Origin of the sequence: Microcoleus sp. D3_18_C2 (assembly GCF_036702395.1) — a bacterium.
Lineage (GTDB): Bacteria > Cyanobacteriota > Cyanobacteriia > Cyanobacteriales > Microcoleaceae > Microcoleus.
The window spans coordinates 1-17,769 of sequence record NZ_JAUBTG010000065.1; the positions used below are offsets into that span (position 1 = coordinate 1).

Annotated in this window: 14 protein-coding genes, 1 tRNA gene and 1 pseudogene; 8 read left to right on the plus strand and 8 right to left on the minus strand. The window is 46.0% G+C overall.

Going from position 1 to position 17,769, the window contains the following annotated elements:
- Positions 1-411: 411 nt before the first annotated feature.
- Positions 412-2,664 (plus strand): transglycosylase domain-containing protein, encoded by a 2,253-nt coding sequence (locus QUA88_RS25510; RefSeq protein ID WP_333274471.1) that lies wholly within the window; start codon positions 412-414, stop codon positions 2,662-2,664.
- Between the two features lie 283 nt (positions 2,665-2,947).
- Here the strand turns inward: QUA88_RS25510 and cobA are convergent, their stop codons facing one another.
- The 4 genes from cobA to QUA88_RS25530 form a co-directional block, all read right to left on the minus strand.
- Positions 2,948-3,757 carry a uroporphyrinogen-III C-methyltransferase gene (gene cobA, locus QUA88_RS25515; RefSeq protein ID WP_333274474.1) on the minus strand — a complete coding sequence of 270 codons (810 nt, stop codon included), beginning with the start codon at positions 3,755-3,757 and terminating at the stop codon, positions 2,948-2,950.
- Positions 3,754-4,488 (minus strand): sirohydrochlorin chelatase, encoded by a 735-nt coding sequence (locus QUA88_RS25520; RefSeq protein ID WP_333274476.1) that lies wholly within the window; start codon positions 4,486-4,488, stop codon positions 3,754-3,756. The genes cobA and QUA88_RS25520 overlap by 4 nt, the downstream gene beginning before the upstream one ends.
- Before the next feature lie 304 nt (positions 4,489-4,792).
- Positions 4,793-5,476, minus strand: a complete 684-nt coding sequence (locus QUA88_RS25525) for a manganese catalase family protein (RefSeq protein WP_333052129.1) — start codon at positions 5,474-5,476, stop codon at positions 4,793-4,795.
- Positions 5,477-5,672: 196 nt separating this feature from the next.
- The gene (locus QUA88_RS25530; RefSeq protein WP_333207772.1) at positions 5,673-7,199 is read right to left on the minus strand and encodes a serine/threonine-protein kinase; all 1,527 of its coding nucleotides are present in this window, start codon (positions 7,197-7,199) and stop codon (positions 5,673-5,675) included.
- A gap of 563 nt (positions 7,200-7,762) precedes the next feature.
- On the opposite strand from QUA88_RS25530, the gene QUA88_RS25535 reads away from it, so the two are divergent.
- The 5 genes from QUA88_RS25535 to QUA88_RS25555 all read left to right on the plus strand — a co-directional run bounded on the left by QUA88_RS25535 (position 7,763) and on the right by QUA88_RS25555 (position 13,831).
- Complete coding sequence (locus tag QUA88_RS25535; RefSeq protein ID WP_333052131.1) at positions 7,763-7,966, plus strand: hypothetical protein; 204 nt, start codon at positions 7,763-7,765, stop codon at positions 7,964-7,966.
- A 29-nt stretch (positions 7,967-7,995) separates the two neighbouring features.
- Positions 7,996-8,068 (plus strand) — tRNA-His (locus tag QUA88_RS25540).
- Positions 8,069-8,250: 182 nt separating this feature from the next.
- Positions 8,251-12,555: an AAA domain-containing protein gene (locus tag QUA88_RS25545; protein WP_333274480.1), complete on the plus strand. Its 4,305-nt coding sequence runs from the start codon at positions 8,251-8,253 to the stop codon at positions 12,553-12,555.
- A complete protein-coding gene (locus QUA88_RS25550; protein ID WP_333207774.1) occupies positions 12,533-13,414 on the plus strand; it encodes a hypothetical protein in 882 nt (293 codons plus the stop codon). The genes QUA88_RS25545 and QUA88_RS25550 overlap by 23 nt, the downstream gene beginning before the upstream one ends.
- Positions 13,415-13,636: 222 nt before the next feature.
- A complete protein-coding gene (locus QUA88_RS25555; RefSeq protein ID WP_333052140.1) occupies positions 13,637-13,831 on the plus strand; it encodes a hypothetical protein in 195 nt (64 codons plus the stop codon).
- Positions 13,832-13,842: 11 nt separating this feature from the next.
- On the opposite strand, the pseudogene QUA88_RS25560 reads toward QUA88_RS25555, so the two are convergent.
- The 3 genes and pseudogenes from QUA88_RS25560 to QUA88_RS25570 form a co-directional block, all read right to left on the minus strand.
- Positions 13,843-13,956: pseudogene (locus QUA88_RS25560) on the minus strand (hypothetical protein); the annotation flags it as partial.
- Positions 13,957-14,112 carry an S-layer homology domain-containing protein gene (locus QUA88_RS25565; protein ID WP_333052143.1) on the minus strand — a complete coding sequence of 52 codons (156 nt, stop codon included), beginning with the start codon at positions 14,110-14,112 and terminating at the stop codon, positions 13,957-13,959.
- 22 nt (positions 14,113-14,134) lie between these two features.
- Complete coding sequence (locus QUA88_RS25570; protein ID WP_333052146.1) at positions 14,135-14,830, minus strand: DUF3747 domain-containing protein; 696 nt, start codon at positions 14,828-14,830, stop codon at positions 14,135-14,137.
- On the opposite strand from QUA88_RS25570, the gene QUA88_RS25575 reads away from it, so the two are divergent.
- Entirely contained in the window at positions 14,822-14,974 is a 153-nt protein-coding gene (locus QUA88_RS25575) for a hypothetical protein (RefSeq protein ID WP_333274485.1), read from the plus strand. The two genes, QUA88_RS25570 and QUA88_RS25575, sit on opposite strands and share 9 nt — an antisense overlap.
- Positions 14,975-15,259: 285 nt before the next feature.
- On the opposite strand, the gene QUA88_RS25580 is transcribed toward QUA88_RS25575, so the two are convergent.
- On the minus strand, positions 15,260-16,252 hold the full coding sequence (locus QUA88_RS25580; protein ID WP_333207776.1) for a ribose-phosphate pyrophosphokinase: 993 nt from the start codon (positions 16,250-16,252) through the stop codon (positions 15,260-15,262).
- Between the two features lie 743 nt (positions 16,253-16,995).
- Here QUA88_RS25580 and QUA88_RS25585 point away from each other — a divergent pair.
- Positions 16,996-17,454, plus strand: a complete 459-nt coding sequence (locus QUA88_RS25585; RefSeq protein WP_333207777.1) for a GatB/YqeY domain-containing protein — start codon at positions 16,996-16,998, stop codon at positions 17,452-17,454.
- Positions 17,455-17,769 lie beyond the last annotated feature (315 nt).

Sequence of the window (17,769 nt, forward strand, 5' to 3'; positions counted from 1 at the left end):
GCCCGTCCAAAAAGGACGGGCGGGACGCCCATCCCACAATAACAATTAAAATTGTAAGTTATTTAATTCGCGATCCTCAGTAACATGAGGTGCTCTCGCGGGCCTAGGGCATAGGGCATAGGACTCACCCCATACCTCACCACGCTTGAGAACCGCTATAAATGTTATCGAAAGTATTAATTTTGGGGCAAGTTTATGATAATTTAATTTCCTGGTGAGATCGGGATTTGTTGTGGCTGGGTGGAGATTTGCTCAAGGAAATGCTCGCCTTGCGGGTTCACCAATCACCCCAAAATCGATCGCCATTAGCCGACGATCGCTAAGAGAGTGTGAGCCGATCGTGAAATTAGCCAAAAGTTGCGAGTAGAATGGTGCAAGAGCCGATCGCTCGATCGTAGTGCACAGCGAAATATGACCCCACAGCCGCCGCCCCGCAAACCTCAAACCGTCTTGGGTGCGATTACCCAAGCAGTCCAGACTATTGCTAAGGTTAATTTTAACCAGCTAGCGCTGAAACCTAATGCCAAAGTACCCGAACTGTGGGTACAGGATGCGGGTGCAGCTAAAGCTGAGGTTTATCCGCTGTTGGGCGATCGATATCTGTTAGGTCGATCGTCCAAATCTTCAGATATTGTAGTTCGCAATCCCGTTGTCAGTCACGTGCACTTATCCCTGTCGCGGGATACTCGGCGGCGGACTCCTTTTGTCATCAAAGATGAAGACTCCACAAACGGCATTTACAATGGCAAAAGGCGAGTTAAAAGTATGTCCCTGCGTCACGGAGACGTGTTTACTTTAGGGCCGCCGGAACTAGCCGCCGCTGTCAGAATTCAATTCGTATATCCGCCGCCTTGGTATTTGCAACTTGTGCGTTACAGCTTTTATGGCGTCAGCGGAATCACCGCTTTGATTGCCGTGTTGGTAGGGATGGAATCCACAAAGTTTCAAGTGCGGCCTCTGCCGAGAAGTATCAATGGCCCCGTGATTGTTTACGCCCGCGATGGGCAAACTCCGCTGCGTCCTCCTCAGAATAACGCTCACTTAGAATTAAAGCAATTGCAGGATTTTTCGCCTTATTTATCCAAGGCGGTACTTGCTTCGGAAGACAGCCGCTACAATTGGCATTTGGGGGTAGATCCGATCGGAGTTTTGCGCGCGCTTTTGACTAATGTTCGCGGGGGAGGAATTCGCGAAGGCGGCAGCACTGTGACGCAGCAGTTAGCTAGGAGTTTGTTTCGAGATTATGTGGGAACTCAAGATTCGGCAGGACGCAAGTTACGGGAAGCTGTAGTTGCCTTGAAACTGGAGAATTATTACAGCAAAGACGAACTGTTGCTGACTTATTTGAATCGCGTGTTTTTGGGAATTGACCTTTACGGTTTTGAGGATGCGGCTCGGTTTTATTTTGGGAAGTCGGCGAAGGATTTAACTTTGTCAGAGGCGGCAACTTTGGCGGGCATTTTGCCGGCGCCAAACAGTTTTAATCCGATTCAAAATTATCAGTTGGCGGTGCAGTATCGCGATCGAGTGATCGAACGGATGCGGGCCCTGGGGACGATTTCTCAGGAAGAAGCCGATCGGGCGAGGCGATCGCGAATTGAGATCAATCCTAAAGCCCGCCAATATCTGCAAAGTACGATCGCTCCTTATTTCTACAGTTATGTATTTGACGAATTGGAGTTTTTGCTGGGGGAGCAGTTAGCCAGAGAAGGCAATTTTATTGTAGAAACAGGTTTGAATCCCGGCCTACAAAAAGTGGCTGAAGCTTCCCTCAAAAATGCTGTAGAAAATGAGGGAGCCAGTGCAGGTTTTTCTCAAGGAGCCGTGGTAACTCTCAATAGTACAACCGGGGAAGTCTTAGCTTTAGTTGGGGGCGTAGATTACTTAAAAAGTCAGTTTAATCGGGCTACCCAAGCTTTGAGACAGCCCGGTTCTACATTTAAGATTTTCAGCTATGCAGCCGCCCTGGAACAGGGAATCTCACCCGATAAAACTTATTCTTGCGCCCCCCTTTCTTGGGGCGGACAAAGTTACAGCGGCTGCGAAAGAACCAGCGGTAATGCTGATATGTATCGGGGTTTAGCACAGTCGGAAAATGCAGTTGCTTTGAGAATAGCACAAGATGTCGGTTTAGACAATGTAGTGGGAATGGCCAGACGTTTGGGAATTACTTCGGAACTGCGTTCTAACCCTGGTTTAGTATTAGGTGAAAGTGAAGTTAATGTGTTGCAATTAACGGGTGCATTCGGGGTTTTGGCAAATCGGGGCTTGGGAAATCGTCCCCACGTAATCAAGCGAATTATTGACAGCAGCGATTGCAAAGATCGAAATGATTTTAACAGTTGCCGGGTGATTTATGAGTATCAAAAAGATGGCATTGCCAATCGGCAGTTAGTTTCGGAGGCCGTAGCGGATACGATGACTGATATGCTGCAAGGTGTGGTGCGGGGAGGTACGGGTAGCAGTGCTGCTTTGGGGTTGGGAGAAGCTGGAAAAACAGGCACGACTAATGATAATAGAGATTTGTGGTTTGTCGGTTATATTCCGAGTCAGCAACTGGTGACAGGAGTTTGGTTGGGAAATGATGATAATTCTCCGACTGGGGGAGGTAGTTCAAATGCCGCTCAGTTGTGGGGGGAATATATGCGGCAGGTGGCGCGTTGAGTCATTAGTCATTAGTCATTAGTCATTAGTCATTAGTCATTAGTTAGTGGTTGGTTGTTAGGAATGAGAATTAAATAACTTCCACTCTTGAAAGTTGGATGGGCGTCCCGCCCGTCCTTTTTGGACGGGCGAGACGCCCATCCCACAATAACAATTAAAATTGTAAGTTATTTAATTCGCGATCCTTAGTTGTTGGCGAGCATAACTAATCGCCAAAAATAGATTTAGCAGTAAGGTGCGCGGCCCGGCGCACCCTACGAGGATTTAGGGGCAATTTCCCCGCTTATTCTACAGTCTGAGAAACAGGCCGACAGCCCGACAATATCGAGTGCAAATTGACGACGTTTCCGATGACCGCGATCGCAGGTGCTGCAAATCCGATCGCCTCAACTTGCTCTACAATTGTACCCAAAGTCCCGATCAATTCTTCTTGTTCCGGCCGCGTTCCCCAGCGCACTAACGCTATGGGCGTTTCTGCACTCAATCCTGCATCTGTTAACTGGCCGATAATGTAAGGCAAATTGTGGATTCCCATGTATACTACAATGGTTTCGGAGCCACGGGCGATCGCCTGCCAATTTACCTCCGGCCGATATTTTCCCGCTGATTCGTGGCCGGTGACAAAGGTGACAGAGGAACTGTACGATCGATGTGTTAAAGGAATGCCCGCATAAGCAGGGGCCGCAATCCCAGAAGTTACACCGGGCACGACTTCTACTGACACTCCAGCTTTTACCAACTCTTCCATTTCTTCGCCACCGCGACCGAAGATAAACGGATCGCCGCCTTTGAGACGAACTACGATCGCATTATCTCCAGCTTTTTCTATCATTAACTGAGTTGTTTCGTCCTGCATTAACGAGTGACGCCCTTTGCGTTTTCCGGCATCAATTCGTTCTGCTTGGGGGTTGATTGCTGCCAAAATTTGAGGGCTGACTAAAGCGTCGTAAATCACCACATCCGCACACTCTAACAAAGCTTTTCCCTTCAAGGTCATCAAACCCGGATCTCCGGGCCCCGCACCTACTAAATACACTTTTCCTAAAGACATTTTTCTTGCTTCCTTTACCTCTTCTGTGCCTCTGCGGTTCATTTTTGAATTAAATTCCCAATTAAGTCTGCTAATTGTACACTTGGGCCTAGAGGATTTGCGAGATGAAGTTCCGCCGCAGGAAATTGCTGCTTTAGCTGTGCGACATTTTTGGCGATCGCATCTGTAATTCCTCCATTAAATAAGAAGTATGGCACAATCCCTATTTGCTGCTGTCCACCACGAACCAAACTCTCAATTTGCTCTGACAAACTCGGCTTTACCGACCAATAAGCTGTCAGCGCACCGAGTTGGCTGGCGATTTCCTCAACAATCGAGTTACCTCCGGGGCGACGGCTGCCGTGAGATAATAAAATCCATTTTGGCAATAGCAGATTGGGGAGAAAAGTCACCTCTTCCATCTGACTTTTTACCAATTTTGTTAAGCCTGCTTCCTGGGAACCTAAATGCGGGCGCAATTCAATTTTTAGCTGGTCACCAAAAGTTTGTTGGGCAATTTCGACCTCTGCCGGTATGTCTTCGGCGACGTGAACACCAGGCAATAAAAATACAGGCAGGATTTGCAATTCTGTCAGTCCCAGGGACAGGGTACGTTCGCCAAAACTGCAAATTTGTTCGTGCAGCGGTGCGGGGCCGAGTTCTAAGGTGGCGGTTGCTACTGCTGGGAACGAGTCAGCCAAATTTTGAGACAGCAGTTGACCGAGGTTTTCCAAAGCTAGTTGGGGTCTGGGGTCACGGCTGCCGTGAGAAACTAATAAATAGGTCGATCGCAATTTCAATATAGATTTGATGTTAATGTTCGAGCCGAATTTCAAATAATTATAACACCGTTGGGCGCGTGACTTGAAAAATACTCAACGCAAAAGTTCGATATCCTACGGTGCGTGGCTTAAAAATCAATAAGGTTCAGTTAAGGAAAATTGTAGAGAAAATGTTGGGTTTCGTTCCTCAACCCAACCTACGCACTGGGCTTAAATCTTCTAAGCCGCCCACCTTACAAAAGAAGGTGCGCGGCTTAAAAATTAGTTAATACAGGGCTTAAATCTTCTAAGCCCCACACGCTAAACAAATCTCAAATTAAGCTTTGGGAGCGGGATCTGCAATGTATTTGAAAGTAGGTTCCGAGTTCCAAGGGCCGCGTTCATCCTTGCCATTTGTGGATAAGTTAAAGTAGAGATCCACAGTGGAATCTGGTGGAATATTGCCGAACATCGGATCGGTGAGTTTACCCAGCGATTCCAGCGCTTTCATGAACATTTGAGTGTGAGAAATTTCGCGAGTCAACAGAAACTGCAACGTCTTTTTCGTTCCCATATCCGGCGCTAGTTTAATCAACTCTTCGTAGGTTTGGCGAGCTCCTGCTTCCGCACCGATATTAGCGCGCAAATCGCGCACTACCTCCCCGCCTTCGTTGACATAAGCTGCCGTCCAAGCTTGACCTTGGCTGTCCAACAAGTGCGGGCCTACACCGCGCACCGCAAATAAAGTGCTTTTGTAAGCTTCTGTTTGGTCAACGTTTTTGGTGTGCATTTCGATAAGTTGGCCCACCATTTCTAAGTGGCTGAATTCTTCTATTGCAATATCTTGGAGCATATCCTTAATCCCTGCATCTTCACAGTGAAAGGACTGCACCCAGTATTGCAAAGCTGCTGTCAGTTCTCCGGTTGCTCCGCCAAACTGTTCTAGCAGCAATTGGGCAAAACGGGGGTTGGCTTCGTCTACAGTCACCGCAGCCATTAGTTGTTTTTTGTGAAAAAACATGGATAGATACCTCTCTTTAATTCTGTTGCTACAGTCTCAGGATCGCAGACTTGTAGCTGTGTTCACCTTCTGAATCCATTGTGCGACAATCGATCGCACCGAGCCTCGGTCGATGGATACATCTAGCTCAACAAATTTCTCTGCTTTCCGGTAGAGTTTAAATATGAAATTATACTTAGTGAGTCGGTAGACCGAATTACAATTTAGGAGCAGGATTATTGTCGCACTCGGTTAATTTTGCTGATAGGGCATCGAGGTGTCGCAGCCACTGAATGCCGCCAACCCAACTGCGAGAGGGGAGGTGTCCGATTGGTGCTTGCTGACTAAATTTAATCGGCCCTAAAGTAGTAGCAGAATTGTAGGTTTGCCAGTTGACCCGATCGCAAAATCTGATATAGTCTCCCTTAACGCTTTCATAAATCTCCTTTTGGACGCTGAAGCCAAACCGACCTTGACTGTAGTGCAACCAAAGGCGATCGACTGTTTGCAAATCTTCGCAGGGTAGCTGGTAAATTTGGCTAATTTCTAGCTGAGTTCCCGGTGGCTGAGAAAGAGACTGACACATCAAGCCCCAAGTTTCGCGATCGGCTTCTTTCCATTTTTTGTTTGACAAAAAATCACGCAGTTTGGTATAATCAACTCCCCGTGCCGAAATCATGGTCGGATCGAGATTTGAAGTAACAGATAAGGAAAAAGTTTCTGCGGAATTGGCGACGGCATTTGTGGGTAAAATCCGAGAATCAGAAGTTGGTAGCGCGTTGATATCGGCAGAGTTGTCGCTATTATTAAGAGCAGGAGCGATCGGCTTTTGGGGCGAAAGCAAATTTTGATGGCGAATATCTAAAGCTGCTTTGATATCGTCCAAAACTTCCGTAGCAAAACTGTACCGCTGAGTGAGACGAGTTTGCAGCAATTTATCTAAAATTTCACCTAACTCGTCGCTAATACTTGTGGCTTTGGGAAGAAACTCGCGCCACCACCAGCGCTCGTGGTTGCAGTCGTACATATCCAAGGGAGGAACTTGCGTCATGAGGCGAATGCAAGTAACCCCTAAACTGTAAAGGTCGCTAGCAGGAAATACTTTGCCGCGCATTTGTTCGGGGGCTACATAATCTTGACTGCCGATGAGCGTTGCTGAACGGAGTATGGCTGAATCAGTCAGCAGTTTGGCTATGCCGAAATCGATCAATACGAGTTTGTTGTCCGACTGGCGGCGGATAATATTTTCGGGTTTGATGTCGCGGTGAATGACGCGCTTGTCGTGGATAAATTGCAGCACGGGCAATAAGTCTTGCAGCAGTTGCCAAATTTGATTTTCATCGTAGACACTATTGTCTAATTCTTGTTTAAGAGTCGGCCCGTCTATAAACTCTTGAACTAAATAAATATGACCTTCTTGTTCAAATCCCGCTAATAATGTGGGGATTTGCGGGTGTTTTCCGAGTTCGTCTAAACGGACTGCTTCTTGGCGAAATAATTCAACGGCTTTGTTGAAAATTTCGGGGTCGCGGTCGTAAAAATAAAATTGCTTGACTGCACAGCGGGGATGAGATGGGATGTCTTCATCAATTGCTAGGAAAGTTTTACCAAATCCGCCTCTACCTAAAAGTTCAATCGGGCGATATCGCTGTCTCAGCAACAGGTTAAAGCCGCAGTTTAAGCAAAATTTGGCGGTGTGGGAGTTTTGAGGATTTTGACATTCTGGTTTGATACAGTAGCTCATATCGATTTTAGATTTTAGATTTTAGATTTTAGATTGCACAGAAGACTTTTTTTTAAACGAACCGCGAAGACGCGAAGCGGCGCGAAGGAATAGGGAAGAGAGAAGAGACAGAAGAGAGAGGGTTGATAACTGTCCCGCTTCTGGCGTTGTATTTTTTGGGCGGGCGGGACACCCCACAAGCATTTCATCTGAGATGTTGCACCATTCTCAATCAGGCTTTTAGGGGCGGGCTAGAAGAGCCCACCCTAAAAGAAATTCATTCTTTGTGGAACAGGCCGGAAAGCCTGTTCTTAAAAATGGTGTCAGAGGTGAGTTTTATCAAGCTGGACTGTAGATGCGCCTGGGCTGATAAGGCTATTTTAATGCGCGGGATCGAATCGGGACGCTGCCAGAGCTGCCGAACCCGGGCCCCATGACCGAAAGCATCCAGGATACCCGCCACGTGGTTCATCCGTGGAGACATAAAAAACCTGTATCCGATAAAGGAGCCCCCGAATTTATCTCGCGCAAGTCAATGCTTCAATTCTAAAATCTAAAATCTAAAATCTAAAATCTAAAATCGATTGAGTGCTGGGGGCGGGATAATTGCCGTTGGCGAAGCCCTCGAAGAGGCTCGCACAGGCCGATCGCTCACCCCGATCGCACAGAGCGAAAATTGTGCTAAACTCCTACTGTGCTTGGAATTTGAGGCACCATCGATCTGTCCGGTTCAGGGACGCTCAGAAATATTTCAAAATATTTTTGCCTTACCCCTAGACTTGTGCTGAGATATGATGCTATAGTTAAAACTGATACGGCGAGCGTAGCCAAGTGGTTAAGGCAGTGGTTTGTGGTACCACCATTCGTGGGTTCAAGTCCCATCGTTCGCCCTTTTGATTCTCAACTGTTTAATTCGATCGCCCGTTGCCTGTACGGTAATTTGCGATGGTCGTAGGGTGTGCAATGCACACCTTAATTTTTTTTGGGATGTCGCGGTTCTGTCGGCACAAGTTCCGATGTGCTAATCTTAAATCCAATCTAAAATCTAAAATCTAAAATCTAAAATCAAAATATGCCATCTTTAGTAACAGAAGATTGGGGATATAAATTTAGTGGCGATCGCACAATTAATAAGTTTATTCGGGATATAGAAGGAGAAGCTGCTTTAGGGAAATATTGCGATTGGGAATGCAAAGAACGTGCGGAAATTCTGATGTCGGAGATAGCTGGCAAATCCCACAATCTTTTCTACGTGCGTCGCCAAAAGGTAAATGAGAGATTTTCCGAAGAAGAAATCTGGGAATTGCTGCTTGCTACGGATGGAGATGATTTTGAATTACCTCAATTGTTGCAAAAAGCAGATCGCACTTTGCGGTTGTTAGCAACTGTACGCTGTGAAGACGGAATCGGCGGTTTAAAACTGCTGGATGCTGGTTTGGTGGCGCTTCCCAGAGGGAGGAAAGATGGGTATTCTTTGCCGGTTCAGTTGCGACTTTTGGCTAACAGTAGATCGCCAATTCCTGTAAAGTCGATCGCCCGCGTCCAACAAATGCCATTTTGGGACGACAGGCACATACCGACTACCGAACAACTAAAGGTTTGGCATACTTTTTTAAATGTAGAAAAACGCATTGCGGAAGCGCGTCAATTTTGTGTACCTTTCCGAGGACACAATTACGGTTCCGGCTTCAAAATCGTCACTTTTGAAATCGATCGTAATTCCGCAACTCTTGACGGCTACGAGGAAAATCCCTTACAAGTGGGCGACTTTCGCGACAGGCTGAAAAAAGCCAGAAATGAAGAAATTATCCTGTTTGATTCGCCGCCCGGAAGCAGAAGCAGCCGCGACGGAGAGACATTGGGTAGCATCGCCGAAATTGACTTTGAACATAGTAAATTACGCATTAAGTTAGATGTTGATTTAGGAGCTCGCATGGCGGGCGGCAGATATCAAATGCCCAAACAAGGATTCTTGTATTTTGAGGCTGCGGGCGATATTAGTCAGATCGAACGAAAGAAAAAAGCTTTAAAAATGCTGACAGATGGGCGCGCTCAAAATCCCTATTTGAGTGAGTTTTTATTCGACTCTTCTCAGGCGAGAAAGCCCGAAAAACTGATTAAATTGGATCGGGAAAACTTATTAAATCGCAATGCTAATGAGGACCAACTTGCTGCCGTAGAAACTGTGCTTTCGGCGCGGGATTTAATTTTGATTCAAGGCCCGCCGGGAACGGGCAAAACGACTGTGATTGCGGAAATTTGCTATCAAATTGCCCGTCAGGGTGGCAAAACGCTCATTGCTTCCCAAGCAAATTTGGCTGTAGACAATGCTTTGAGTCGGTTAGTTCACAATCCGGCGATTCGGGCTTTGCGGAAGGGAAAAGCTCATAAGGTGCAGGAAGAAGGGCAGCCGTTTTTGGAGGAAAATGCGATCGGCACTTGGCTGCAAAATACGGCGACAGACTGCGAACAAAAGCTCTCGCAGCGCCTGACTAATGTCAAATCTTTGCGGCAGTTGGTGGCAGAATCCGAGCGATTTACCGCCTACTGTGCCGCAGAGAGAGATTTTTTTAATGAACTAAAACACCTGCACGACAGTAAAGCAGATATTGAGGAAAAGTGCCACCAGCAAGCAACCAATTATGAACTAATTTTAACCGAAAAAAGCGAGATTGAACCTCTAGTTAGTGGGTTAGAAAATCTGCTGGAGGCGCCTAATGTCAACTGGCAATCTCCAGAAGTGGCTGAGTTTATGCCCCGACTAAAACCTTATTCAGAAGGCAATGTTTTAGTAGAAAACTTTATGGCAAAGGTTCGGATTGCTGCTAGCAATGCTATTCAAATAGGGTTCGATCGCCCTGCTTGCGGCGCGTTTGGGATTGCGGTTTGGCTGCAGGAAACTGTAGCAGCGCAAATATCGGAATTTAAGACGGCATTCGATCGCGCGGATGATGTTTGTCACGCTATGTCGGCGGTTGCGGAGTCGTTGCGGGTGTCGCGGCAGATGTCTGAGGCTGTGAATCAACTCGAATTGGGCGATCGGCAAAATCAGACGCACCGCCACAATCTCGAACAGAAAATCAAGAATTTGGAACTGCGAAAAGCGGAAATTGCAGCCGTTGTCGTCGCCGTTGCACAGTGGATTGAGACGGCGGATACGGGACTATATGAAGTCGTGAAAACTTGCTGGGAAACGGGCGCAATGCTGACGGATGATATGGTAGAATTGCCCGCAGGATTGCTGAAAATTGCCCGATCGCTCAAATTGCCGATCGTGCCGCCCAAATGCAAAATCAATTTGCCCGATTTGGATCGGTTGCAAAAGGCGATATCCCACGAAGAAAGCGCAGGTTTTAAGGATATACAAGGGCAACAATTTCGGTTTAGCGAGTTTCTGCACCTAAATTTGAGTCAAACGCCGATCGTGCTCTCTGCGGGCGATCGTACACAGTGGCAGCAACTAGCTAAAGACTTCGCCAGCTACTCCCAAGTCAGCCAAAGTCAGCGCAAATTTATCATCGAAAAAGCAGCGACTTTCTTAGCTAGCATTCAACAATTTTACAGTCAATCCTTGCAGCCAAATAATATCCAGGCTACGTTCGATCGCCTAGTCAAAGAATTGCTGCACAGTATCCTAGCAAATGCCCGTCAGTGCGTGGTTCCCCTGAAAACCGAAACCGAACAGCAGCTTATAAAACAGCAACAATTATTAGATAAAATCGGTCAAACCTTGAGCCAGCAGCAAATATCCGCCGCTAAACTTCAGGTAGAAACAGCGCAGCAAGAGGCAAACTTAAAAATTAGCGAAGTTACTACTTTGTTGCAAGCAATTGTCCAACAGCCAAACGTACCTGAAAAATTGCGAATTTTATCCGAACAATATCTCGCCCAAAAATCGAATATTTGGGAGCAACCGCAGCAGTTTGTCAAGCAAGTTGAGGCTTGGAAAGCCAGCACGATTCAGCTTGAAAAATCCATTGCTGACTTAGATCCTTTTGGTGTTTTGGAGACAATCAAAAACACTCTTGACGAGCATTTATCCCCCCTGCGAATTGCGGCTGCAACTTCGCAGCAGCAACTCGCTCAACTACAAGCAGAATTGAGCGAAATTAATGCTCAACTGCAACAGCAGCAACCAACAGCAGCATTACTTGTTGAGAGAAATTGGTGGGAGTCAGCATGGCAAACTATCCCGACTCAATATCAGCCAGAAGTTCCGAATACAGGATTATTCACCGTAGCTTTTTTGAACAAAATTAAGCGTTTATTCAAAACTTGGCAACGTAAATTAGAACAAGAAGAAACCGCACTAAATCGCTCTCAAACGTTTGTGACAGATTGGATTCAAAAACTCCGCAATCCATCAGAAAAAGACCGCAACGATTTAAAGCAAATTTATATTGACAATGCTAACGTAATCGGCATTACTTGCGTGCAAGCTGCTAGTTTCGATTTTACTAAAAACTTTCCCAGCTTTGATGCAGTTATCATTGACGAAGTTAGCAAATGCACTCCGCCAGAGTTGTTAATTCCCGCTTTGAAAGGCAGAAAGTTAGTATTAGTGGGCGATCACAGGCAATTGCCGCCGATGTTTAATCAAAGTACGATCGACGATATTGCCGAAGACATCGGCTGTACAGGAGACGAACTTAACTTTATCAAAGAATCGCTGTTCAAAGTTTTGTTTGAAACTGCCAGCGACAGCATCAAAAAAATGCTGACAACTCAATACCGAATGCACCCACAAATCATGGGCGCAATCAATCAGTTTTACCAGCAAAAACTCAACTGTGGCATTCAGGAAGCTGACACCAAACGCGCCCACAACCTCGCAGGTAAAATTATTCAAGAAAATAATCACATTCTGTGGGTGAAAACGCCGATAGGACAAGGGTTTGAAGAGGAAAAGCAGGGGACTTCGCGGTTGAATGTCAAGGAGATTGATGCGATCGAGCGTTTGTGCGAACAAATGGAGATAGCTTGGCAGCCCAAAGTTGCCGACGGTGAACCGCCGAAAGAAATCGGAATTATCACTTTTTATGCTGCTCAATTAAATGCAATTAAAGACAGAATCGAAGGCGAAAGATTCCCAGCTTTGAGCATCCGTACTGGTACGGTTGACATATTTCAAGGTATGGAAAGACCTGTAATTATTGTCAGCACAGTGTGCAATAATGTTAGGGGCGATATTGGATTTGCTAAGGAACCGGAACGGGTGAATGTGGCATTTTCCCGCGCTCAAGAATTGCTGGTAGTTGTCGGCTGCCACGATTTATTTACCCAACAAACAGGTACTGTCGGAAAAATGTATCAGGAAGTTTCAAAAACGGTGCGTCACTGCGGAGGTTTTGTAGATGTTTCTAGCGTCCTCAACTAAACCAATAGACTCGAATTTAAGTTCGCTAGCCGAACAAATTGAGCAACAAAATCCGGGTTTGTCAGTGTTGGCGGCGCGTCAATTCCGCTTCGCAATCCGCCAAACTCCGCTGGAGGTGGCGGTTAGCGAACCGCGCGAGTTTAACGTGTTGGAAGAGTTCATTTTGCGGGCGGGTGTTGAGTTTGAACCTGCACCAACTTTGAAGGAATTGGCGGATTTGCTGGGGTTGGACGAGATTTTTGTGAAGACTACGGCGGCGACTCTGGTTAGTTTGGAAAGCTTGGAGGTGGCTGAAAATGGAAAAATTGCGATCGCCCCACAAGGGAGAAATTTTTTCGAGAAAGGTGCGGTTAGTCGATCGCAAATTCAATCACTTTATGCCATTTCCGATCCGCTGAATCAAACTCTTACCTTTAAATTCGATGCTTTAGCCGCAGAATCGGTCAACTTACCCGATTTAGCAGATTTAGTTTCGCTCGAACATAAAATTACTGACCTTGCGAATTTAAGTCTAGCAGAAATCCAGCCGTTAATTCAAGATTCCGGCTTAGGAATTCACGCCCCACAAAACGGCAAAATTGTCTCTGCTTGCGATGTCGTCGGCGACGATTTAGATATTTGGCAAACAGTCTCGGTTTTTGTGTTGCTAGATGCGATCGAAAATAAAACTACTATTCAAGTCCGACAGGGAAAGCAAATATTAGAAACAGCTTCAAACTTGCTAAACGAACTCGAATCGCAACAAAAACTTTCTTTGAATGACTTTTGTAACTCAACCTCAGATATCGCACAGCAAGAATTAGAGACAATCCCGGTTCCGAAAACTCCTAAAAAGCTATCTAAGAAGAAACCCAAGTAAACGATATGATGAAATCTAAAGTCCTGATTACGAACTGGTTTGTAATCAGGACTAAAGTCCTGATTAACTGATATCTTGCACCCTTCTCAATTACTTGCTTAGGAACGGGCTCTCCGGCCCATTCCACAATAAAATCAAGTTTTGTGGAACGGGCAAGATGCCCGTTCTTGAAAAGATTACAACATAATATAAGTATTAACAAACAAATGAGGTAATTGTGCAATGGACAAACTAGCTCAATATCGTCAATATGTTCAGACATTAATGAGCCGTTATTCTAAAAAAGTTTTAGACGGCTCTTTAGCAACTAAATTTGGCTGCATTCCCGCCGAAAAACCGAATTCCGCCTCTCGACGGCGCACCCCCATCAATTCAGCGCGAGTGACGGGCTGGGTAGGTTTAAAAGTTCCATCTTGATAGCCGCTAACTATCTTGTTGTCCCGCGCAAATAGAACTTTTCCGGCACTCCAGTGGGAAATAGGAACGTCGCTATAGGGAGGGATAGAAACATAGCTAGGAAATGTGATATTAGCACCTTGTATTCATTTCAAGAATTCCCAAACTAAAGATACCAATTGCTCTCTGGTAACAGCAAGTTGTGGTCGAAAGGTATTATCTTGAGAAAACCCGGCTACAAACCCCAGGTTCACAGCTTCTTTAATTTCGGAAGCGTAGATATCATCGGTAGCTATCTCCAAATTGTAGAAAAGGCAGTATTGCCTACGGTATTGGTATTTCCTGCGGTATTGGCTGCGGTATTGGTATTTCCTGCGGTATTGGCTGCGGTGTTGGCTGCGGTGTTGGTATTGGTATTGGTATTGGCTGCGGTATTGCTTCGGTATTGCCTCCGGTATTGCCAATTTCTTCCGGTGCGGCTTGATTGGTAGTGAAATAAAAGTGACCTAATGTGCGGCCTTGATAAGCTCTTTTGCTCAAGCGCCAAGCAGGATCGAGAGTGATTTTCATAAATTCGTTAGCATCGCCATTTGTGCGGCCTATTACCACCGATTTACCTTGGTAATCTACGGGAGTTCCAATTAGTAGAACATCGCCATCAACAATTTCCAAAGTCAGGGCGTATTTTAATGCTAAATCGGTGCCTGCCATGCGAATTGAAAAGCCGTTGCTGTCTGTTGCACGGCCACAAATACCGGTGAAATCAAAACTAACTAATAATGGATCGACTTTCACGGGATTAGAGCCACTTTCGCTCCAGCATTGTCGCGTGTTAGATACCTGTTCTACAATTAGCAATTGGTAGCCGCCGGAAGGGCGGGGTTGGGCGATGACAATTACTCGGTCTTGGTTAATTTCGGTTTCGTCAAAAGTAAATGCTTTAGCCGAACCGATCGCGCCAAGTGTTAAAATTGCTGAACCTGCCAGTGCGGCCACTGTTCGTACAAGTGAATGTTTCATGATTTTTCCCTATTGGCTCCTTATGGTGATGAGACTTATCTAGAATATAAAAAAGTCGCCCTCTTCCAACAACAAGATAGAATTTTACCATCTCTTGTTCCGGTGGTACCAAGTGCGATCGGCGATCGTCACATTGGTTCGTAGTGAAAACTCAACTCCGAGCGAATTTTATGAGGACTTGAGTCCTCCCTACAAAGTTATAGCCGTTATTTTACCGAGGAACTTGATAAGCTGTTCGACCTCTAAATTGTATTTTCCGGGCGGGCGGGACGCCCACTCCACAAGAATTTGATGGGACTTGAGAGTAAAATTTAGATGAGCCTGGGCTGATTACTTGCGGGAAACGATCGCACTATTGGGCAAAAAAACGGTGCGTTACACTCTTGTTAACGCACCCTAAAACAAACATTCAAAAAGTGTCTTTGCCCTCTAGCGGAACATACTGCTAACAGAACTATCTTCGTGAATCCGCCAAATAGTTTCTCCGAGCAAATTGGCTACCGAAAGCACCGTCAACTGCTTAAAACGGTTCTCTTCCGGCACAGGAATTGTATTCGTAACAATTACCTCTTCCAAAACCCCGCTAGACAAACGCTCGATGGCTGGAGGCGAAAACACCGCATGAGTAGCACAAGCATAAACCTGCCTCGCACCCTCGTGGCGCAACAATCTCGCGCCCTCAGAAATCGTGCCGGCAGTATCGATCATGTCGTCCACCAAAACAGCAGTTTTGCCCCTGACATCACCGATGAGGTTCATCACTTCTGCCACGTTGTGAGCTTGGCGGCGCTTGTCAATAATTGCCAGGGGAGCATCACCAAGCTTTTTGGCAAAAGCTCTCGCCCTAGCGACTCCGCCAACATCCGGCGAAACCACAACAATATCCGTCAATTGCTTGCTCGCCAGATAATCCAAAAGCACCGGCGAACCGTAAACGTGATCGAAAGGAATGTCAAAATAACCTTGAATTTGAGCCGAGTGCAAATCCATCGCCAAAATGCGACCTGCCCCAGCTTCCGTAATCAAATTAGCCACTAATTTTGCCGTAATCGACTCTCTTCCGGCCGTTTTGCGGTCAGCCCTAGCATATCCGTAATAGGGAATGACAGCAGTAATTTGTCTAGCCGAAGCGCGGCGACAAGCATCGATCATAATTAACAATTCCATCAGGCGATCGTTTACCGGACAGCAAGTTGGCTGAATCAAGTAAACATCGCAACCCCGAATCGATTCTTGAATTTGAACGTAGAGTTCCCCATCAGCAAACCGCTTGCGAACCATCGGCCCCAAATCGATCCCCAGATAGCGAGCCACCTCTTGGGCGAGGGGAATATTAGCAGAACCGGAAAACAGCCGCAGACGGTCATGGGCGGAAATTGGCGGCTCGGGAAGCGGAAGCGGTAAAGTAGCAGAACGGATCACAGCAGGCCTCTTGCAGGACGTTTATTCCATCGCTATCTTACCATCTGAAACTAGAAATATTCAGCCAATTTTTTAAGAGATTTAACATTCGAGGCGACCACAAGTGTTAAGTTAGGCGAATTGAATAGGACTTGCAGAAATATGTCCGAGAAACCGGGTTTCTAGCCCACATTCGACACCTTCAACGGTCACAATCGGTTTTTACTTATTTTGATCCAGCAATAAAACTATAAATTATACTAAAATACCGTATATTAACGGATAAATTACTTTTAAAAGGCATAATTTATTACTTTAAAGATAGAGTTTTCTGCGTAATTATGCTGTGTGACACCCCAGGGTGTGGAATGTGGGTTCTAGCTGAAATGTTGCACCATTGTCAATAAGCTTTTTAGGAACAGGCTGGACGGCCTGTTCCACAAGAAAATCTACTCTTTGTGGAACAGGTCGTCCAGCCTGTTAAGCGAGAATGGTGCAAGATGTGAGTTCTAGCGAACTCTGTACTGGCAGAAGTACGATCGCACTTGTGCCCCTGCGTCTAAAAGTTCTAGGGTGAGTCAATTTGGGGGTGAGGCTGCACTTGCAGTCTCACCCCCAAATTCCGTCGAAAGCCGAAGGCATCCGGGTTCAAGGCGATAAAAATGCCACCAACAGGCAATAAACTGGAAAAATACTGTAAAAAAAGTTAAGAATCGGAAGCACACTTCAGATTTTTGATATCGGGCAAAGCAAGGTAGAAATCGATGAGCTTAAGAGAACGCATTGACGCAGAAATCAAAGCAGCTATGAAGTCCAAGGACAAAGTTCGCTTGGAAACAGTTCGCGGCATCAAGAAATTTATTCTCGAAAAAGAAGTCAGCCTCCGTCCCTCCGGGCAAGAAACGCTGACAGAAGCTCAAGAAATGGAAATTTTGATGCAAATAGCCAAACAGCGCCGGGATTCGATCGAACAATACCGCAAAGGTGGCCGCGAAGATTTAGTGGCACAAGAGGAGGCGGAGTTGGCAATTGTTGAAGAGTATTTGCCGGCGCAGATGTCAGACGAAGAGGTGAGTCAAGTCGTTGACGAAGTGATTGCTTCGGTTGGCGCTACTTCTGCAAAAGATATGGGCAAGGTGATGGGCAAGGCAATGCAGCAGCTTAAGGGCAAAGCAGACGGTAACAGAATTCAAGACATGGTGAAAGCAAAGCTTAGTCCTTAGTCAGTAGTCAGTAGTCAGTAGTCAGTAGTCAGTAGTCAGTAGTCAGTAGTCAGTAGACATCTCCCATAAATAATCTCAAGCTTTATAGAGATGTAGGGCTTAGGTCGGGGGCGACAATTTATTAGGGCTAAGGCCAAAAAACCCGGTTTCTACGAAAAATCGTGCATTTCTCCCTTGAGATATTGACGCAGAAACCGGGTTTTTGATCGGATCTGCAGGTGGCAACCTCTGTGTTTTCGTGAAAAAACCCGGTTTCTGACCATCATTGCGTCCAAGAATGTCATAAAAAATGTAAAATACTAACTTTGGTCGGGA